General features: G+C 61.8%; 12 protein-coding genes. All 12 read left to right on the top strand.

Going from position 1 to position 21,110, the window contains the following annotated elements:
- The first annotated feature begins 204 nt into the window (after positions 1-204).
- Positions 205-984 (top strand): DUF3275 family protein, encoded by a 780-nt coding sequence (locus ToN1_RS03885; RefSeq protein ID WP_169206609.1) that lies wholly within the window; start codon positions 205-207, stop codon positions 982-984.
- A 515-nt stretch (positions 985-1,499) separates the two neighbouring features.
- Complete coding sequence (locus ToN1_RS03880; protein WP_169206608.1) at positions 1,500-2,597, top strand: DUF6094 domain-containing protein; 1,098 nt, start codon at positions 1,500-1,502, stop codon at positions 2,595-2,597.
- Between the two features lie 174 nt (positions 2,598-2,771).
- The gene (locus ToN1_RS03875; protein ID WP_169206607.1) at positions 2,772-3,395 is read left to right on the top strand and encodes a hypothetical protein; all 624 of its coding nucleotides are present in this window, start codon (positions 2,772-2,774) and stop codon (positions 3,393-3,395) included.
- A gap of 108 nt (positions 3,396-3,503) precedes the next feature.
- Positions 3,504-3,845, top strand: a complete 342-nt coding sequence (locus tag ToN1_RS03870) for a hypothetical protein (protein ID WP_169206606.1) — start codon at positions 3,504-3,506, stop codon at positions 3,843-3,845.
- Between the two features lie 160 nt (positions 3,846-4,005).
- Positions 4,006-4,131: a hypothetical protein gene (locus ToN1_RS24885; RefSeq protein WP_280516665.1), complete on the top strand. Its 126-nt coding sequence runs from the start codon at positions 4,006-4,008 to the stop codon at positions 4,129-4,131.
- A 15-nt stretch (positions 4,132-4,146) separates the two neighbouring features.
- Complete coding sequence (locus ToN1_RS24690) at positions 4,147-5,109, top strand: hypothetical protein (protein WP_244860960.1); 963 nt, start codon at positions 4,147-4,149, stop codon at positions 5,107-5,109.
- A gap of 122 nt (positions 5,110-5,231) precedes the next feature.
- Positions 5,232-7,517, top strand: a complete 2,286-nt coding sequence (locus tag ToN1_RS03860) for a DEAD/DEAH box helicase (protein ID WP_169206605.1) — start codon at positions 5,232-5,234, stop codon at positions 7,515-7,517.
- A gap of 388 nt (positions 7,518-7,905) precedes the next feature.
- Positions 7,906-9,798 carry a hypothetical protein gene (locus ToN1_RS03855; RefSeq protein ID WP_169206604.1) on the top strand — a complete coding sequence of 631 codons (1,893 nt, stop codon included), beginning with the start codon at positions 7,906-7,908 and terminating at the stop codon, positions 9,796-9,798.
- Complete coding sequence (locus ToN1_RS03850) at positions 9,798-11,327, top strand: methylation-associated defense system protein MAD7 family protein (RefSeq protein ID WP_169206603.1); 1,530 nt, start codon at positions 9,798-9,800, stop codon at positions 11,325-11,327. Before ToN1_RS03855 ends, ToN1_RS03850 begins: the two co-directional genes overlap by 1 nt.
- Positions 11,327-16,690, top strand: a complete 5,364-nt coding sequence (locus tag ToN1_RS03845; protein WP_169206602.1) for an FtsK/SpoIIIE domain-containing protein — start codon at positions 11,327-11,329, stop codon at positions 16,688-16,690. The genes ToN1_RS03850 and ToN1_RS03845 overlap by 1 nt, the downstream gene beginning before the upstream one ends.
- A gap of 24 nt (positions 16,691-16,714) precedes the next feature.
- Positions 16,715-19,072, top strand: a complete 2,358-nt coding sequence (locus tag ToN1_RS03840) for an ATP-binding protein (protein WP_169206601.1) — start codon at positions 16,715-16,717, stop codon at positions 19,070-19,072.
- Positions 19,069-21,102 (top strand): hypothetical protein, encoded by a 2,034-nt coding sequence (locus ToN1_RS03835; protein ID WP_169206600.1) that lies wholly within the window; start codon positions 19,069-19,071, stop codon positions 21,100-21,102. Before ToN1_RS03840 ends, ToN1_RS03835 begins: the two co-directional genes overlap by 4 nt.
- Positions 21,103-21,110 lie beyond the last annotated feature (8 nt).

Below are 21,110 nucleotides of genomic sequence, written 5' to 3'. Positions count from 1 at the left end.
GATCAGCCGTTCCAAGCTCGGAGCCTTTCGTGGGTTTCCACCCGTTTTGCACGTTTCGGCAAAAACGTGTGTGGTGCGCCCAGTCAGCCCCTGTAACTGGGACGGCCGTCAGGCCTGGGGTCCTCGCTCGGGCCTTGCCTGTCCGCTTCGATCCCGTACCGGTCCGGAATACCGGTGCCTCTTTCAAAGCCGGGGCCACCAACCATGTTGGTGGCCCTCCTGTACCGCACGCACCGATGGTTCGACCCGTTCGGTGTCCGATTTTCAACCACCCATCGGGGGCGTTCGTCCCCTTCGGTGGGCACGCCTCCGATACCGCATTCGGAGATCGAGATCGTGAGCATCACTGTCGAAGGCACGCTGAACATCAAGCGCATCAAGGGGGCCAATGGCCCGTTCTGTGTCGGCGATCTGCTGACCGATATCGGCGAGTTTCGTGTCAAGGATCCAATCCTCGATCAGTTCGAGGAAGGGAGCTACACGGGGCGCTATATCATCCAGCGCATCTTCCCCTGGTCCTATGCCAGCAACGGTCGGCTCGTGTTGGAGATTCGCGCCCGACTCGCCGATTTGCACGTTCATAGCGGCACGGAAAGGAGTCTGCCCGAGGCGCCGATGGAACCCGATCCCGCTGACGAGGCGGTAGCGCAGGCTGCGCGTCCGGGTGCCGGGAATGGCGAGTTGGAGGGAAGCGGTGCGCCCGAACGGGGGCAGGAGGGCGGGGCGCCGCCGGTATCGCCCACCACGGGTTCGGACGAATCGCCCGATCTCGCGCTCTTCGGCGACGAGCTCCACGGGCTGGTCGCGGTGCGCCAACCGGTGAAGCTCGACCCGACGATCGATGACCGCCGGCGCTTCCGGGAGCAGCGCAATCGGTTGAAGTCCGGACTCCAATACGGTTTTGTGCCGGAAGAGCAGGTCTGGTATCCGGAGGAATCCGATCGGTATCGGGCCTACCTGGCCGCGAAGGCGGACGCATCGTAGAACAATCCCCGCGGCCGACTCCGGCCGCCAGCCCGCGCGCGGGCTTTCCGAATCGGGTTCAGTGCGTCAGGGGACGCGCGTGATTCGGAAAGCCTGCGAGGGCTCCATCGACAACTGGGCAGCAACACGCCCGATGTGTTGCGGCATTTGCGTCGGCGGTTTCCCCGCGCGCCCTTTCATCGGCGCCCACGCCTTCCACTGGGGTGCCTCGCATCCGAGCCACGGGGTCTCAGGGCAACGCGTCTTGAGGCCCGCGGGTGTGACGAAGGTATCGTTCAAATCCCATCCAAGCGGAACCAGCGGGTTCCCATGGTCGGCCCACAGCAGGCAGACCGACGATGGAAATCCGTTTGCGGCCGTCCGGCTATCGGCCGGTGGCGCGTGTTGCCAGATTCATCAGCCTGTCAGTCCCTGCAACAGGACCGAGCATGTCGCTCCGGGACATCATCCACAACCTGCGGGTCGCGATCGGCCCGTGGAGGGGCATTGCGTCCCGCCGACTCCGAGGAGGCTCCATGGCCCTGATATTCCCGCGCCTGGCGCGCAATTTCGTGAAGAAGGGCTACTATCCGACCGACCAGGCGACGCTCGAGCGGATTGTCGCCGCCCTCGATGTAGCAGGCAATGAGCTACGGATCCTGGATCCGTGCTGCGGCGAAGGCGCTGCGCTCCACCAGGTCAGGGAAGCGCTGACTGGATGCGGTGCCGCCGTTCAGGCATTCGGCGTCGAGTTCGATGCCGAGCGCGCCTGGCATGCGAAATCCGTCCTGGACCTTGCGATTCACGCCGACATTCAGGACGTCGTCGTAACACCCGGGTCCATGGGGCTCTTGTTCCTGAATCCGCCCTATGGCGACGCGGTGGCGGACCGGGCGCAGACCGGCGACAAAGGGCCGGACCGACTTGAGAAGATCTTCTTCCGGCGGACCTTTCAAACCCTTGCGTTCGGAGGCGTCCTTGTTCTCATCGTGCCCTACTACGTCCTCGACGCGGAGTTCGCAGGCCTCCTTGCCCGCAACTTCGAGCGCATTCGCTTCCATATCGCGCCGGAGCAGCAGTTCAAGCAGTGCGTGGTGTTCGGCGTTCGGCGCCGTTCGGATCGGCCGGAATCCCGCACCGTGTCGGCGCTCATCGCTGCCGGCAAGGGAGAAGCATTCGATCAGGTATTGCCCGAGTGCTGGACCGACGAGCCGTACGCCATTCCGGAGATTGCGGGTGGGGAGGGCCGCTTTCACGCGGTCCGCATCGATGCCGCCCAACTCGCATCCGAGGTGGCGCGACTGCATGCGCATAGCCTCTGGCCGCATTTCCGGACTCACTTCGGGGTTACGCAAGGCGCCCACCGTCCGCCCTTGACTGCAATGGGGCGGTGGCACCTGGCTTTGGCGCTGGCGGCCGGTCACGCGCACGGAATCGTGACCGCTGGCAGCGGTCGCACCCTGTTGATCAAGGGCGACACGTACAAGGATAAGGTCCGCTCCGTCGAGCTTTCGGAAGGCCCGGATGGGACCGTCAGTGAAACCGTCATTCTTACCGATCGGTTCGTGCCCGTGATACGCGGGATCGATTTCACGCCAGGGCCCGGGTTCGGGTCCATCGTCACGATCCAATAGGGCAGGGCAAACACACTGCATGTGGGTCTTGCGGAGCGCCGCTCCGCCTCGCTTTGCTGGCCTCGGCGCCGGCGCTTTGACCACCACCACTGCAACCCGAACGGGCTCCCTCTTCGGGGGCGAGCTCGCCTTTGTGTTGTCTTCCAGCCATCTATCATTCTTTGGGAGAACGAGATGCAGCAGGAAATCGATATGTGGGTGCTCGTGCGACACCGTGACGTGTCCGCACTGTCGCGCGCGGGCCGCAACCGCTTGACGACGGATCGCGAGTGGCGGGCGGGCTGCCTCGAGTATCTTCAGACCACGCTGCTGTGCCACCCGGGCACGCTCGCGCGGACGGAGGTCGTCTGGCGGCTGGCGTGCCGGGCGCCCGACGAAGCCGACACGTTCTGGTCGATCATCCGAGTGGTTCGAGCCAAATTCAACCACGCACTGGCGAGTACCCTGGATCGCATGTGCGTACTGCTTCCCGAAGCGGGTGCCGACCAGATGGAGATCCCGATCGGAGCCGACGGCGGAATCGATTGGCCGGAGGCCCTGTTTCCGATGGGCGCCGCGCTCCTCACGCATGTTGCGGAGCGACTGCAAGACACGCATGACTCCGACACTGCCGGCGAGGCCGTCCTCCACGTGCTGACCGACCTGGCGCGCCTTCTGTCCGACCATCTCACCGATCAGTCTCCATTCTTCGATGCGATTGCGCGGTCGGTGCGTGTGCCGAGCGACAAGGTGCTGATGTCGGCGCTGGCGCAGGGCGAGCTGCTCTTGCTTCCGGTCCGGCGCATCAGCGATTCGTAGTTTCTCCTGGGGCGGCCGTGCCGCCGCGATTCCATTGTCCTCCCTCATCACCCGTCGGGTTGCACGCCCGGCGGGTGCGGCGACCGACGGGACATTCAGGAGCGCATCATGCACACATCGCGAAACTTCGACCGTGTGGCGGAAGAGTACGAGCTTGCGCAGCGTCAGCCACTTCGCGTCGCCTTGATGACGGCGGGTAACCCGGACCTCGGTCAGGACCCCGCGCAAACACTTCTCGGCGTCCGGAATCGCCTGGCGCCGGTGGCGTCCCTTGGAGACGCGAGCCGTGTTGTCCGCAGCTTCATCGTCGAGAACCAAGTCGGCGGCGGCAATTGGGTGGGGGGACAAGTCCTTGACGGTTGCGGCCAGCAGGTCGCACGCGTGAGTTACAACGGACGGGTCTGGCTACCTGCTCCCATGGCAGTGCCGCAACCAGTTGCCCAGACGTAGTTTTCCGGCGACGCCATCGCGTCGACGCCGCGCGCTGTCAGCCCCTGAAACAGCGACGGCCCTTCGGGGCCCGGGGCATTCGTCCTTCATCCACCCCCATCGGGAAGATCCGCTTCCCCGATGGGGGGCGGCATCTCCCCATTTCACGAGGAGCTCTGCCATGGAAAACGTCGATTTCACCGACCTCGAAGCCACGCTCGCGGGCGTGGACGCCAGGCGCTTGTCCCGCGTCCGGTTCGCCTCCCTACCCGAAAACCGATCGCCATGGGCGATTGGCGTCCATTGAAGGGAGGCACCCATCATGTTGTCGATCGAGGGTTTCTCCGATCTGTACGCGGATGCCTGCGTCCGCGGTGAAAATGGCGAACTGTTGCTGCTCTCCTTGTACGGACGCGACACCTCCGTGCTGCAGTTCATGTCCGCCTTCTCCGTGCCTCGCGATCAGGGCGGCCTGCTCCAGGCGGGGGAGGCCACCTTCACCCTGGCCGATGATGGAGCGCGACACACGGTGTTCGTTCCGGAGCCGGAGCGGCTGCAGAAGTTCACAGGTCGTTTCCCTGACCGGAATCTGTTCGGACCACTGACGCACACGTGGCTCTACGACCCGGTTCTGGTGCAGCTCGACCGGCCGGGAGGAACTGCCTGGCTGGTGAGTGATGAGCGCGACGTGCCGCGCTCCCAACTGTGGGCCCTGATCCGGGACCTCAGCCCGCTGCCACTCCTCGATCACTGGCGCGATCCGTTGCTCGACGGCCTGGGTGATCGGCTCTGCATGCCACTGGGCTGCTTCAGCTATCCACCGCTCGGTAAGGTTGGCGGTGTTCGCGTCACGCTGGAGGAGCGGTTCCAGGACATCGTTTCGATGGCCGTCAAGCAGGGGGTGTTGACGCTCGAGGCGGACGACCTCGCCGCTGACGCGGCGGGACGGATCCGGGCGATCGCCGACGCCTTGCCGCCCAAGCAGGCATCGGCCAAACCCTTGTTTGAACTCGGTCGTGTGGTCATGACAGCGGGGGTCGAGCCGCTCCTCGAGCGCCATCCGGATCTTGTCGACCGCTGTCTCGCCGCCTACGTACGAGGCGATTGGGGGGTGAGCTCCGAACCCGAGCAGAACGACGAGGCCGTGCGGTCGGGCGACCGCATATTCGCCGCGTATCCGATCGACCCGGCTCGGCCGAGCGCGGGCTACGGCACCAATACGTTGTGGATCATCACGGAAGCGGACCGCAGCGTCACGACCTTGCTGCTGCCCGAAGAGTACTGAGCGAAAAGTGTTCGGGGCGAATACGGGCCGCCTTCAGCCATCGCCCCCTTTCTTCCACATCAAACCCATGCGGGGATACGTACCCGCATGGGTTCGGTCTCCGCCTTCTCAAGGAGACCTCCATGCAACTCGCTCGTGCCGACTTCGCGTCGCCTCTCGTCCTTCCGGAACCTGCCCAGCTGTCGCTGGCGGAGTTCGTCGACGACTTCGGCGCCAGCCTGCTGGACGCCGTTCGACGCCAGAATCCTCCCGTCTATGACGGCGCAGCCGATCCGCGGCGCGATGAGTTGATGGATCGGCTGCGCCGAAAGCCCTTTCCGGCGCAGCGCGATGCCGTCCAAGCCCTGACTCGCCTGCTGCTCGACACCGGTGACCCGGCGGCGATCCTCAACGCCGAGATGGGAACTGGCAAGACCATGATGGCGATCGCCGCGGCCGTCGTGATGCACGAGGCGGGCTTCCGCCGCACCCTTGTACTGTCTCCGCCTCACTTGGTGTACAAGTGGCGCAGGGAAATCATGCTGACCGTGCCGGATGCTCGAGTCTGGATACTCAACGGGCCGGATACCTTGCAGAAGCTGCTCACACTGCGCGCGATGCGCACGGTGCCCGCAGTGCCAGAGTTTTTCGTGCTCGGGCGCGTGCGGATGCGCATGGGCTTCCATTGGCGGCCCGCGTTCAACGTACGCAGGACGGTTTATCGGGACGAGCTCGGCGTGCGCCACGTCGCCGCCTACGCCACGTGTCCGGACTGCGGGCAATGGCTGACGGACAGGGCCAACGACTCCGAGCTGCCAATGTCGGCGGCGCGGGCGAAGGTCGTGCTCGACGAGAATCGAAGCGCTTGCCCTCATTGCAGCGGGCGCCTGTGGACCTTGACCCGCAAGGGCAAGCCGCAGCGCTCGCACCGTGAGCTCGTCATGGACGCTTTGCAGCAGCTGCCGACCATCGGCGTGAAGACCGCTGACAACCTGGTCCGACGATTTGGCGAGGAGATGCTCGGCGCCATGCTTGCGGACAACGTGCACGAGTTCATCAACCTGATGGACGAGGAGGGGGAGCTCGTCTTCTCCGACCGCCAGGCCGCACGCATGGAGCGCGCCATGGCCGCCATGGAGATCGGCTTCGGCCAGGGCGACTACCAAGCGACGGAATTCGTTAAACGGTACTTGCCCCAAGGCTACTTCGGCTTGCTGGTGGTCGACGAGGGGCATGAGTACAAGAACGCCGGTAGCGCACAGGGGCAAGCCATGGGCGTCCTGGCCGCAAAGTGCAGCAAGACGCTGCTGCTGACCGGGACGCTGATGGGGGGCTACGCAGAGGATCTGTTCTATCTCCTCTGGCGCCTCAATCCGAGGGCGATGATCGACGACGGCTACCGCCCGAACGTGCGTCGCAGCCTGGGCCCGGCGGCAATGGCTTTCATGCGCGATCACGGTGTCGTGAAGGACATCTACCGGGAGGTGGAAAGCCGCTCCCATCGGACTGCGAAGGGCAAGACGATCAGCCATCGAACGGCCAAAGCCCCCGGCTTCGGCCCGAAGGGCATCATGCGGTACGTGCTGCCCTGCACGGTCTTCCTGAAGCTCAAGGACATAGGCGGCGACGTGCTGCCGCCCTACCGCGAGGTGTTCGAATCGGTGGCGATGACGGAGGTCCAGCGCGAGGGCTACACGAAGCTCGCGACGGTCCTCACCGCCGAGTTGCGCCAGGCGCTGCGCTGCGGTGACGCGACGCTGCTCGGTGTGGTGCTCCAAGTGCTACTTGCCTGGCCTGACTGCTGCTTCTGCGACGAACTCGTCAGGCATCCTCGAACTGGCGCAGAGCTTGCGTATCAGAGGGCAGTCTTCGGCGACGGGGACGTGAGCCCGAAGGAAGCGGCGCTGATCGAACTTTGCCGTCATGAGAAGGGCAGGGGCCGCAAGGTGCTCGCGTACTCCATCTACACGGGGACCCGAGACACCACAAGTCGCCTGCGGGCCCAGCTGGAACGCGCCGGCTTCAAGGTGGCCGTGCTGCGCGCGAGCGTTGAAGCGGCCCGCCGCGAGGATTGGGTGGCCGACCAGGTCGAACGCGGCATCGACGTGCTCGTCACAAATCCGGAACTCGTGAAGACCGGGCTCGACTTGCTCGACTTTCCGACCATCGCCTACATGCAGTCGGGCTACAACTGCTACACCCTGCAGCAGGCCTCGCGCCGTTCATGGCGCATCGGGCAGCGGAACGACGTGGCCGTGCACTTCTTCGGATACGCGGAATCGGCACAAATGGACTGCCTCACATTGATGGCGCAGAAGATCGCGGTGGCGCAATCGACGTCGGGCGACATGCCGGAAACCGGTCTCGACGTCCTCAATCAGACCGGCGACAGCATTGAGGTGGCGCTGGCCAAGAGGCTGGCGGCCTGACGAAGCCAGGGCGCGGGCGGCAGCCCCCGTCCTGGTTTCACCTCGCTCTCGCATCTTGCAACCGCTGGCACTCTCGCCGGGACGGCTTCTGTACCTCTAGCATGAGGCGCTGACCCGGAACTGCCGCGGACGTCAGTGGGCGGCTGTGCAGAGACTCCCTCTGCTCGCGCAGGCGTTAGTGTGTTGCATCCACTGACTGAATCCGCAGCTCTTACATGCAACGGTCGTTCAGAGGGTGACGGGAGCGTTCGCCGGGTTTTGCCTCGGTCTGACGACGAGCAAAGCTATAATCCGTTTCGCATTTCGGCAGCGCGCCGAGCCGGTGTGGCTCCCAGAAGCTCAGGTGAGGCCAAGCGGCTTCGTTCAATCACGCGAATCGGATTCAGTCATGGAAGCCCCCCTTATTCCGAACCAAATGTTCGCTAGTCCCCCTGCGGGCTCGTGGATTCGTTTCTTGCGCTCGTATGGTCCGACGCCGAATAACTTGAATTTGTTCGACGAATATGTGACCGGCGCGCTGAATCGGGCCAAGGTCGAGCCGATCACCTTGACCAGCCCCCATTTGGAGGGGATGAAGCAGAGGGCAGCCTCGGGAGCTCCTGGGTCCATCCTGATCGCGGGCACTGCCGGCGACGGGAAGACCTACCATTGTCGCAGCCTTTGGATGTCGCTTGGCGGCACAGCTAAGGCATGGTCCGCGCCGGAGTTGGTCAAGACACTGGACTTGGCTGACGGCCGAAGTGCCGTTTTCGTGAAGGACCTGAGCGAACTGAACGACGAGCAAAGCGACGCAGTTTTCGATCTGTTGGAGCGTTCCGCGCTTGGAGAGGAAAACGCCAAGTTCGCAGTGATCGCCACGAATCACGGACAGATCCTCGAACGCCTTCGCGACCTTGGCATTCGTCAAAACAGGGCGCACCCCTTGCGAAAACCCATTCAAGAGGCGTTCCTGCTCTCCGGCGGCCTTCCGGAGCGACTGGCCCTTTACGACCTAAGCCGCACGGCGCATCGGCAATCCCTCGAAGAGGTGATTTCAGCGGTCGCTGGCCATCCCGAGTGGGAAAACTGCCAGCGCTGCGCGCTGCAAGCCGACGGCCGAATCTGCCCGATTTTCGAAAATCGCAATCGGCTGATGGGCTCGGTGAACGGCGTGCGCTTCGCGGATCGGTTGGGCGATCTGGTTGAAACCTCCCGCCTGAACGGCTGGCATCTTCCGGTCCGCGATTTGCTGGCCCTAGTCTCCAACATCATTCTGGGACACCCGGACGCCAAAGAGGACTTGATGTCTTGCTCTGAGGTCGGCCACATCCAATCGGTTGGCACAGTTGAAAAGGGCAGCCTTTACGACAACGCCTTCGGCGTGAATCTTCCGCGCCGCCGAGCGATGGATCGCCCAGTCTTCAAGGCGTTCTCCACCTTTGGGATCGGAGAGGAAACTTCGAACGGCTCCGACGGGCTCTTGGTCTATGGGGCCGACGACGCCAAGTTGTCCGAGGCCTTCCAGAGATTCGTCGGCTCCGATCCGGTCTACGGCGCCACGGCCGCCTACCTCTCGGCACAGCAGCATTACCTTGAAGGCGACGAGGCCGCCCGCATTGACGGAGGCCAGGAGGACTTCCTGAGCCATTTGGCCGCGCAACGGCGCCGGTTCTTTTTCACGCTGCCGGAAGGCGAGCCCGATTGCCATTACTGGGGCATGACGGCCTTCCGCTTTGCCGGCGACTATTTGGAGCTCTCCGAAGCGCTGCTCCAACGCAAGCCGGTCAGCGAATCGATCCGGGCTCGCTTGGTCCGCGGCTTGAACCGCGTCATGACCGGCCTGTTGCTGGAAAACTCCGACCGAATCTTCGTCGCCAGCTCCGGGGGCTTCACCCAGTCCAGGATCAGCGTTCTGTGCGACACGCAGACTTCGGCGCGACGTCAGGGCGGGCTGGGGATGGCCGTCAAGCTGGATCCGCAGACGGATCGGCCGTCTCTCGACATCGTCCTCGGGCATGCCCCCGGGTCGGGAGCGCAATTCACTCTCTCGCCCGTGCGCTTCGAATTCCTATGCCGAGTCGCCGAAGGCGCCTTGCCGGGAAGCTTTTCCAACGAGTGTTTGGAGGATCTTCTCGCGTTCAAAGCCAAGCTGCTGCGCAAAGCCGAGCGGCTGCGCTCGCTTCTGACTTCGGATGACGACGAGGAAGGCTCTCCTGAGGAGGGGGCTTTGACCCTGAACTTCATCGAAATCGAAAAGGACGGCCACGGCTTCACCCGCCCGTCGACGATAAGGATCGCCTGATGCCGTTGAACATCGAGAAGGTCGACTTCACGGTCGACGAACACATTTGGGGGCACCGCCTCTACGACGAGCAGTTGCCGCACCTGACGGTTCTCGAGTTCCTTAGCGTCCTGGGAGCGAACCGCTCCAATCCGCTGGCGAACGACCCGGCCGCCGACGTTCGCTATGCCCCACAGCAGCAAATTCGGCTGCGCGGGCTCCTGTTCAACAATCCGTATGTGGAGACGATTCGGGAGCGTGGCGATCCGGACGAGGACAAGTGGCGCGACTGGATGGAGTTGTTCAAACAGGATGCGACTGGCCGCGACGATTTGGACATGGAGTATCTTCGCAAGTCGTTTTTGACCTTCGACGACTTTGCCAAGGCTTTGGAGCTGCTGCGCTCCTCTTCCTTCGAGGCTCGGAGCAACAAGCGGTGGAGCTCCAAGTTCGTCTTTCCCTTTGGGCCGGACGCTCTCTACGAGGATCTGCGCATCGATTCCAGCGGAGCCTCCAACGACCGCCGATTCTTCGCCCGGACCGGCGAGCTCCTTTATCTGATGCTCAGCCGAGCCGCCAACGGTCCGGAACTCGGCAAAAAGCTGGTCGAGCGACTGTTCGACGCAAATGCCCCGATGAACCGCTTGGTCAAGGTTCTCCAAGGCGAGCCTCAGCATGCGGATGCGACGAAGGCCATCGGCCAGCGCTACTTGCCCTATGCGACCCATCCTCGCTTCGACCGGATGTGCGACGACTGGCTCGCGATCTTGTCTCGGGACATCCCGATCTACGACGCCTTGGAGCATTTGATCGCTAGCGCGGGGCTCAACCTGCTTCTGTATTTCCTCGAATGCGCCAAAGCCCATAGCGGCGACGCCGATCCGGTCGAGATGGTCTGCGAGATCATCTCTCGCGAACGAACCAAGGTGCGCTCGCTCTCCGGCAAGTCCTACCAGGCGCATCAAGCCGTTTCTGAGCGGGCGGTGGTCTCCTTCATCGAGTCCATCAAGCTGATGCCCGAATGGACGGCCGCGCTCGAAACCTCTGATCCGGAAGGGGAGTGCTTGAAGCTGATGCGCGAGCGCTTCCAGTGGCCCCCGGCGGGCCGCGACGACGAAGACGACTATGAACGCGAGCGCGGAGACGAATTGGTGCGCAAGCTCGTCGAGAAGGCCAAGAACCGGCATGACCAGCACTTCGGCAAGATCCATTCGACTTGGTCCAAGTCCATCGGTCTGAGCTCGCGCCGCCTCGCCCGGGGGAACCGCTACGCTCCGAACGATCGCCTCCTGAAAACCTTGGTGGTTACGGTGGTCGACGAGCGCATGCAGTTCGACGAGTTCCTGCACGAGCTGCGCCGTCGTTACGGCATCGTCATCGGCGATGCGGAAGGAGCTCACTTGGTCAAACAAAACTTAGTCGACCAAGAGGCTCTGAGCGAAAACCGCTCGAATCTTGAAGCCCGCCTCCTCGGGCTCGGCTTGGTTAGAAGGCTCTCGGATTCCTGCTCGTTCGTCGAGAATCCGTTCGCCAACGAAGGAAACAATTGATGGTCCCTGATCGCATCGTCGGGCGCGTCGGCGCCGATATTCTCCTGCGTCGTCTCTCCGATAGCCGCCAAAGCGACGGACTGCTTCCCGATTCTTCGGCGCTCTTCCGCTTGGACAAGCTCTCGTCGGGGCAGATCGCTTCTGTGGTAAAGGCGATTCTCGCCAATCCTGAGCTCTCGGCCCGAGTCGATTTGCGCATCCCGTCAGCCTTGGTTGAAGGCGAGGGGCTTCCTGAAAACGTTCTTACCGCTCAGAACGCCGGGGCCGTGCGCAACTCAGGAACCTCCAAGGAGGCTCTGCTCACCGCCAACGGGAACGAGCACAACCTCGCCGACACGCTCGGCCATGTCACCGCGCTCGGGGCCAAGGAGTTTCGAGCCAACGAAGACTGCTGGGTTGAGGCGACTTGCCATGTGACCGGCATCGCTCCCGCGCCGGAGGATCGAAAGATTTTCTTGGCCGCCTTGAAGGGGATGCTCTCTTCGTTCGACCTCAGCTTGCACCAGATTGGCAGCTTCTGCGCCTTGGTCAGCGAAGCCAACACGACGCAAGGCCAGCCGATCCGCGAGTCCGTCGGGTGGGCGCTGCCGGCCGTGGGGCTGCCTCGGGATACGTCCTTCTTTTCGAGCGCTCGCACCTTCGGGACGGCCGCCGGGCCGTGGCGCAAGGCTTTCGACAAGCTGTTCGTCAATCGCTATCCCCTGTTGTCCCGGCTCAAGCCCAATGGCCAGCCCTTGGAAGCGGCCGAGATGCTGCTCCTCCTGGAAGAAAATGCGGCGGCCATTCAAGATCACGCCCGCGTCGCTTTGGAAGCTTTCATCAACGCTCCGGCCGGCGACGAGGCGACTGCGCAGGCCATCGCCCAGCTGGAATGGGAGGTCGACGGCGTCCACTTCATCTTCGACAAGCCCCGGGAAAAGCAAAAAGGGCTGGCCGATTCGACGATCCACTTCTTCGACCATGACTGCGAAGAGGCCGATGTTCTCGACGAGCGTTGGCGCAAGCATCTCGAAGAGTTCAAGGCTCGCGAGCGTCGATCGGAAACGAACGAGGACGACGAGGCTTTCTTCGAACTGCACCGCCGCTACATCGAGCAAGCCCCCAAGCTGCTCGCCCGGTGGGAGAAGGCCATTTTTGGCAAGCCGATCGACTGCCACGACTTCCTGGAAGGGTTCGCCACGGCGGCCCAGCGTCTGGTGGCCGGCGCGGACGCTCCCAAAGGCGAACGAGCCCTTCGCCTGACGGTCTCCAAGGGGCGAACCGAGTGGCGGGAGCGTTTCAACCGAGACGTCGGAGCGTATTTCTCGATGATGCACCGAGGCCTCAAAGAGCTCATGGGGAACAAGGTCGAGTGGGTCATCGAGCGCATGGGCTCGGGCAACCTGCCGGATCCGCTGTTCGAGCATCCGGCATTCCTCGCCAAGGAAAAGGAGATTCGCGGCGACAAGCTGAAAACCTCCGCTTCCTTGTCCAAGCCCGCCCTCCAAATCAAATTCGAGGTCGCCTTGATCGAGCGGAAAGGAACGGCGACCGAGACTTTGGACAAAACCCAGCTCCTTTGGTCCTATCGGCCGGAGTCGATCGGTTTGTCCTTGGCGGCCGACATGGCTCGCCTCAAAGAAAAAGGGGCGGTCGGCTGCACCGAAGTCCCGCGGCGGCTCGTCAGCAAGAAAGGCGGTGTGCAAAGCGTTTCGCTTCTCGACACCTCCTCCTTGGAGGCGAGCTACTCGCGCGACGCCGGCTCCCTCGTGCCTCCCCCGAACAAGCTGCGCAGCCTGCGCGCCGACATCAAGCGTCGCATCGACGAGTTGGCGTCAGACGGGCGCCTGTCCGCCGAGCAACGAAACGAAATCAGGGCGGCGTGGAATGTCTTCGAAGAGGATTACATCAAGGCCTCGGATGACTTTATCTCCTATGGCCTTCATGGCGAAGCGGTCCTGAAACAGGCCGACTCCTTCGGGGCGCTGCTAAGGACCTTGTCGGAGCACGCCCGAGGCGATGTTTGCCGCGCCAAGCTGGTCGCGGAAGTGCTGTCGATCGGGACGGTTCGGCTCTCCGGGGCTCAACCCTGCCTGATCATTCCGCCTTGGCATCCGGAGCGCATGAAAGCCTTGGCCGTCAAAACCCGGCGGGTCGCCGGCTTGGTGACGCACATGCTCGGCGGCAAGGATGCTCTGTTCGGTGATCGCGGGATCTTCTTCCGAGAGTTTTCCGAAGAGCTCGCTCATCCGTTCTATCCGGAAATCGGGGTCGTGATGCGCGGAGCCACTCCGCATCTGGTAGCGGAGACAAGCACTGTCAACGGTTACAGCTTGCTTGAATCCCCAGAGCGCGGCGGCGAAGATCAGTTTTCTGACGTCGATCCCTCGGCGGCGGCCAAACAGATCCGGGAGCTGCTGGAACGCTATGTCGGCTTGCAGCCGCACGAAGGGGCGAACCTGAGCGTCTTGCTCTACAACGCCGACGCCGCGGAGCTCCCGTTGGCGGCCGTGCGCGAGCTTTCCAATCTGAACACGGAAGCCGACTTCCAGTGCAACGTCTCCGTCCGTCACAGAGACCAGGCCAAGCTTCGCCGGGTCTATGCCGAATTGGTCAATAAATCGGGGGATGACCCCGATCTTCCTGTCGTCAGCGAAACCTCGGACAACTTCATGTCCAAGCTTCGGATTTCGGTGATCCCGCCGTCAGCCACTCCGGCGCGATCGGCCAACGAGTTTCGCCCGTTTGACATCGCGTTCTTGCACGACGTTGTTTCCCGCACGGCGGCGGTCGAATGGGTCCAAGTCGACTGGACGAACGAGCGGCCGACTTTGGAGCACGCGCCTTCGCGTTGGTCCTACCGGAGCGTCTCAGGGGAAAACGAGCTCAAATCGACCACCTTCCTGACTTGCCCGAGGCAGACCGCCTCTGGCTGGGAGTATGTCGGAGCGGTCGGCGCCGTCGCTCGCCGGACCGATCCGCCGGCCAATGCCCGATTCCTTCCGGCGCGGCGGATTTCGTTGCAGGACGAGGCGATCGGGGGAGCGCTTGACGACGCGCACGCTTTGGCCGAATGGGTCGCCACCTACGACGAATTGCTAGACAAGCGTCAGCTCCAAGCGAACAAGGTGACTGTCGTCCGCTACCGCCGGGCGAGCACCAATGGCCGCAACATGATTGTCAGCTCTACCTCGGAACTGCGCCTGCTCGGAGTTCTGGTAAAGCGACGCCTCGACGGGCTGGCCCTGCCTTTGGATGCCGATCAGACGGCGGCGTTGGCTGGCAGGATGAAGAAAGACGCCTTGTCTATATCCGGCGACATCGTTCTGCGGGCGGCCAAGCGGGGAGTCTCTGCCGGCGAGATGATCGGCTTGGTTCTCAGCCGCCATTTGCTTGAACAGGAGTTTAAGGCTCTGACGGGTAGCCGACAGGCGTTCAGTGTCTTCTTCCTGCTCGACGATTACGCCGATTGGTTGTCCCAGAAGGAAAGCCGGATTGCTGACATCCTAGGCCTGTGCGTGGAGGAGGGCGAAGACGGCCCGCGCCTGCATATTGCAATCGTCGAATCCAAATACGTCTCGCATCTTGGAGCCGCCGAAGCCAGGCGCACGTCAAAGGCCCAGCTTTTGGCAACCTTGGCGACTTTCCAGGCCGCTCTCTTCGGAGATCCAGGGCGCTTGGATCGTGATGTATGGCTGGCGCGTCTGGCCGACATGCTTTTGGATGCCGAGATTCCTCCGGGATGCACGCCGCTGTTGGAACGGGTCAGGGCCAAGGTCCGTGACGGAGAGGCCGGGATTTCACTGCGCGGGTATTCCCACGTGTTCGTCCATTCGGCGGAGCCGGGAGCCTCTCAGCCGGCCTCGGAGCAAGTGGCCATTGCCGATGCCGGCGGGCTGCAGGCTTTTCAAGAAGTTTTCGAGCGCGGAGAGCTGCGCGAGTTGATCTGCGGCTACGCCAATGGGTCCGATCCGGCGCTACTGCGCTCGAAGCTTGGCCCTGATCGTCCGTGGGCTTCTGCTGAGGTGAGGCTTCCCGCTCCTCGGGTCGCTTGGACGGCCATGATGGAGCAACTGGGTCCAATGGCCGAGGCTGGGAACGAGGCGCAAATCGTTGAGATTCCAGCTAGCGAGCTTGTCGTGGTTGAGCCTTCAATCGTCGAGTCCGCGGCGGAAGAGATTCAGCCCGCCAACCGGCCATTGGTTCCGAACGTTGGGGAGCAGCTTCGAGCGCTGGTTCAAACGAAAATGGCTGACCGCTCCTCTGCGGCGGACGAGCGCGAGGCTTGGGCAGAGGAGACGACGCGCAAGCTGAAAACGGCGCTCAACGGGTATGGCCTGCAAGCCGCGGTCCTTGGCACGCGCGTGACCCCAAACGGCTGCCTAGTTCGGCTGGCCGGATCCGACAAGCTTCGAGTGGAGGACATTGAGGCGAAGCGTACCCAGCTTCTGACGACGCACGCCATCAACCTCGTTACGGTCCAGCCCAAACCGGGCGAGATCGTGGTGACCATTGCCGGTGAAAAGCGCCAATCCGTCTCGATGTGGGATCTGTGGGCTCGGCGCGAGCTTAACCGCAACGCTGCCGGCATCAATACATCCTTCATCCTCGGCTTGCAGGAAATCAACGGGGCTCTCCTCTATCTGAATCTCGGCAAGGAGTTCGGCGGGCTACAGTCTCACGAGCCGCACTCCTTGGTCGCGGGAGCGACTGGCAGCGGGAAATCGGTGCTGCTGCAAGCATTGCTCCTCGATGTCGCGGCGACCAACCCCAAAGATTTGGCGCATATCATCCTGATTGACCCCAAGATGGGCGTCGACTACGCGGCGTTGGAGGATCTGCCGCACATGCGCGAGCCAATCATCACGACAAGGGAGCGCTCGACGGAGGTTCTGACGGCTTTGGTTGAGGAGATGGAAAGCCGGTATCGGCTGTTCGCCCCGGCTCGCGCCCGAGATCTCGCAACCTACAACGCCAAGGCAGCCGTCGAAGACCGGCTGCCGATGATCTTCTTGGTTCACGACGAGTTTGCCGACTGGATGCTTGACGATGAATACAAGGGAGCGGTCAGCGCGGCCGTTCAGCGCTTGGGAGTCAAAGCTCGGGCGGCCGGCATTCATTTGATCTTCGCAGCACAGCGGCCGGATAAGGACGTGATGCCGATGCAGCTTCGCGAGAATCTGGGCAACCGGTTGATCTTGAAGGTATCCAGCGAAGCTACTTCCAAGATCGCGCTTGACCGTCCTGGAGCGGAGTTGTTGTTGGGACGCGGGCACTTAGCGGCCAAGCTCAATGGAGAGCAGGGGCTAGTCTACGCTCAAGCGCCTTTCCTAAGCGATGAAGATATAGCGGCCGCCGTGGCGGCGATCGCGGAGGAAGGCTGATGCGACAATCAATAAGGTACAACCATGGCTAGTTCATTTCGGGTCGCAGCGCGTGCCCTTCGTCAGATCGGAGCGGAGCTTATAACCTCGGACGATGTTGCCCTTAATGAGCTCATCAAGAACGCTTTCGACGCTCGTTCGCCGCGAGTGGAGGTGCTGCTCGAAGCTCCAGCCGACGCAGGGGCGCTTTCGCTCCTGCGCGAGCGTCTTCTTGCCAATCCAGTCAAGATCGGTAAAAAGGAGGCACGTGAGGCGTTCCAAACGGCACTAGCGCCAGAACTGAGCTCTCGCGATCGCGCTGCCATGCTTGAGGCGTATGACAACGCCCTCTTGCGCGGTTCGGCAGGGGTTGCGAAGTTCGTCGGGGAGATCCTGGCGACGAAATTCAAGATCGTCGTTTGCGACACTGGATCGGGTATGAGCGCGGAAGATCTTGAGAGCCGATTTCTGGTCATTGGCACTCCCGGGAAGCTCTTGGCGAAGCGCGCCTCTCAAGTTGGCGATCCCACTATTTTGGGCGAGAAGGGAATCGGACGACTATCGATGATGCGTCTTGGTCGTGTTGCATTGGTCAAATCCAAGATGGCTAGCGAGAGTCGTTGGCATCAGGTCCGCTTTGAGTGGAGCGAGTTCGACGAACCTACGCGCTTCTTGGATGAGATCGAAGTTACAGTTGAGCCGGCGGGGCTCGGCGAGACTGACGTGTCCGGAACCATTATAGAAATCACAGAGCTTAACGCGTTTTGGACTCCGGACAAGATAGCAGGGTTTATCCAGAAGTACTTGCGCCGTCTTCAAGACCCGTTCGCCACGCAGCGTAAGCGCTACCCGGTAGACGTTCTTCTTAACGGCAAGCGTCAGCCGATTCCCACGTTGCCCGACTGGCTCTCAGAATGTGCCCAGTTTCGGGCACGCATCACATTTGACCCCGCAGGTGTCGACGCAGAAGGCAGCGTCATGCGGCGATCTCTGCTATGGAGAGGAAACGCGGCACCCGACGATCGAGCATGGAAGTCCGCTGAGCTCGCCGAAAGGCTTTCGGTCCCCGAGAGCCTCTTTGAAAGCCTCGGGGCATTTGAAGCTACATGCCTCTGGTTCAATCGCCAGTCGCTGAATGCACAGGCTGTCGACCGAAGCCGGACGGACATCGTCAATGAGTTGAACGTGTGGTGTGGTGGCTTCGCCATCTATCGGGACGGCTTTAGAGTTGGACAAACCGGTGGGATGGACGACGACTGGCTGGAATGGGACAGTCGCGCGCTCAAGACCAAGGGCTATGCCCTAAATCGATATCAAACCGTTGGAAGCGTAGCGATTTCGTCACAGCGCAACCCTCGGTTGATCGACGCGTCGAACCGAGAAAGGCTGGTTTCTTGCCCAGAGCAGGAGCTACTTAAAACGTTGCTAGGTGTCGAGATCGTCGTTGATTTGCGGGGGCTAATTAGCGCAACGCAGGAAGCTGAAGTCAAGATTGCTTTAGCGGAGGAGTCGACTGAAGAGTCGCTCCGTCAAAGCGAGAACAACCTGGCGCGAACCCTTAAAGCTTTCAATCAAATTGCCAAGGCAATTCCGGCGGAGCACAAGGAGAAGGTAGTTCAGGTCCGGGAGGCGATCAGCGACCAGATCGAATATGTGAAGACTATCAAGCGTGCGCTCGACATGGCTCAGGAAACGCGTGTCGAGTTGCTCGAACTCGCCAACATCGGCCTCGTGGTTGAAATTGTGGTGCACGAGCTGGCGCGCCTTACAGAGCGCACTGGCGAGCTTCTGGCTCAGCTCGAGGACGGAAAGAGTCGCGTTAATGTGGTCGAGGTGATTGACAACCTGCGTAGGCAAATTGTCGCTACCAACAAGAGGGTACGAACTGTCGACGCGATGAGCCCGTCCGGGCGTAATCGAAAAGAAACCTATGACGTCGTAGCGCAAACGAAGACGATTGTCGACAGCTTCAAAGCTCGCATGGTCCGACACGGCGTCGAGGCCGTAGTCACAGTGGACGGCACAGATTCCAAGCGCGAGTTCGGCGTCTACATGGTGCGCGGTTTGGTTGCTCAAACGTTGGAAAACTTGATCGTGAACTCGCTGCATTGGGTGGGCCAAGCCCTGAAGGAAGGCGAAAGGACACCAACCATCCAAGTCGACATCGACACGGGCGCTAGCGCAATCATCGTCACGGACAACGGGCCTGGGGTTGATCCTCGCTACGCCAAGGCCATTTTTAAGCCCTACTACTCGACGCGAAAGAAGGGCAAGGGCCTTGGACTCTACATAGCTTCGGAACTAGCTTCCTATCACGGAGGGAAGCTCTATCTCGATGAGATGCCGGATGAAGACGGACGGCTCAGAACCTTCATTCTGGAGCTTCCGCGGGAGGGGAAATGAATATCCATGAGATCAAGAATGCCACCGGGGCGGAGAATTCCGAGTCGATGGAGGAGACCAAGGGTAACGCTGGTGATGCGCCGATAGAGGGGACGCAAGGAACCGAGCAAGCCAAGCCTCTACGCATCCTTGTCGTCGACGACGAGTTTGTTCAGTTTGTGTATGCGCAGCTTCGGGAGAGCGAGCCCGATATCGAAACGTTGCTTGGCGATGTCGATGCGCCGGAGGTTGCGAACCTGTTGCATCTCTGTGCCGAAAAGATGGATGGAAGGGTGTTCGAAGCTGATCCCAAAGCGTTCCAGAAATTCCTCATGTCGGATGCCTTTGTTCAAGACGTGCTCCTCAGCGATTGGTTCCGCGAGAAGGCCGACAGCGACCTAGTCAGCAGGTTTTCCAATTTTTTCACGCGAGCTGATCGTGGCAAGGCGCTGCGAGGGGAATTTGACGCAGCGTTTCCCGCGCAGGAGTTTCTAGTCGACTTCGTTCCGAAACGCCCTGGACGAGCGGAGGCAATAGCTTACGACTTCTTGTTCTTGGACTTGGTTTTGGTCGGCAATGGGTCTCCCGTTGACGACTTGAAGATGTATCTCCGGGAGCTCTCAAACGAGGCCGGAGACAAATCCATGCCGCCCATCGTCGTCATGTCGACCGCCGAAGAGGAGTTGACAAAGCATCGGCAGGAGTTCAGCAAGGCATCCCAGATCAGCGCGGCCGGCCTCTGGATACTTCCCAAGTCCGATCTGGCTTCCGAGGATTTCAAGGCTCGCGGGCTGCGCGTTCTCTTCGATCAACTGATGGCTCAGTGCGCGGCCGCCCAACGTATGCGCGCGTTCATCCGCAGTTGGGCCGATGCACTCAAGAGGGCGGCGGATGAGGCCGCGACTACGCTGTGGAACTTGGACGCGGCCGCGATCCAGCGCGTTCATCTCACTGCGATCGCCGACAACGATCCATTCGACGGACATCTCGGTGACCTCATTAGCCGCGAATATCTCTGGCACGTCGAACGAGACAATGCGGTCGCTAAGAAAATTGGCGAGTTGGATGCATGCTTGCGAGAGCACATGGACGGCGGCGACGGATTGAAGACCCGCTTCATGTCGCCCATCGTGAATCCCGAAGTGGGTCGGGCCTTCTACTCCCACTATGTCTGGAGCGGTTGGCCCACAGGTGAGGCGTTCTACGGACCGGCAGTCGATAAGCCGGAACAGCGATTCAACTCCACGCTTCCGTTCGGTTCGGTCCTCGCGTCAAACCTGAAAGCTGGCGGCGAGTGCCTCGTTCACGTGACGCAACAGTGCGATTTGAATGTCACTACGAGAGACGACATGGCAGGAAGTAGATCGGCCGTATTCGCGATTGCGGAAGTTCATGAGGCCCTGCCGCACCATCTCTCTCGGTTCGACAGCAGGGATCTTGTGGCGGTCGGGCTAAAAACGGCCGCTGGAGTTTTCGACTTGCAATATGCGCCAGGCCGAGTATTGGCGATGCCAATTGCCGACTTCCTGAAGCGTGCGGAAGCCGACAAGCTCGCGGTTGTCGGACGGCTGCGGTTCGATGTCGCCGCTCAGTTCGCCCAGGCGACTGCGAGTCAGTTGACACGCCCGGCGGCATTCAAGATGGCGCGCGACTCCGAAGTTGTCGTGAAGGCGTTCTTGCTTTGCGAGAAGATCCCCAAAAAGCCGGCCACCGCTTATTCGGACTCGACTGGCTGCCACCGCTTGATAATGGCAGTTCGCGGTGGCGATCAGTCACTGTCGTTCCCCGGCGAGGATGCAATGCGGCTTGCGGTTTGGCTGGAGCGCATGCTGATCGCCCATTGCGGAGGATCGGGGCTTGATTTGGCCGCGCTGTCCAACAAACTGCGGCTTGGCGTGAAGGTCAAGCAAGACATCGTGACCAATGTCCGCTTGGATTTGCACTACGGGAATATGACCAACCCACAGGAAACTATCGACGGCCTGGCAGCGCCGAAGGGCGTGGCGGTTAAGCTCCTGCTAATCGCGGACGAGTCGACGAAAGCACCATAGGGGGTCTT

It is taken from the genome of Aromatoleum petrolei, from assembly GCF_017894385.1.
Lineage (GTDB): Bacteria > Pseudomonadota > Gammaproteobacteria > Burkholderiales > Rhodocyclaceae > Aromatoleum > Aromatoleum petrolei.
This window is presented reverse-complemented; position numbering and strand designations above follow the sequence as displayed.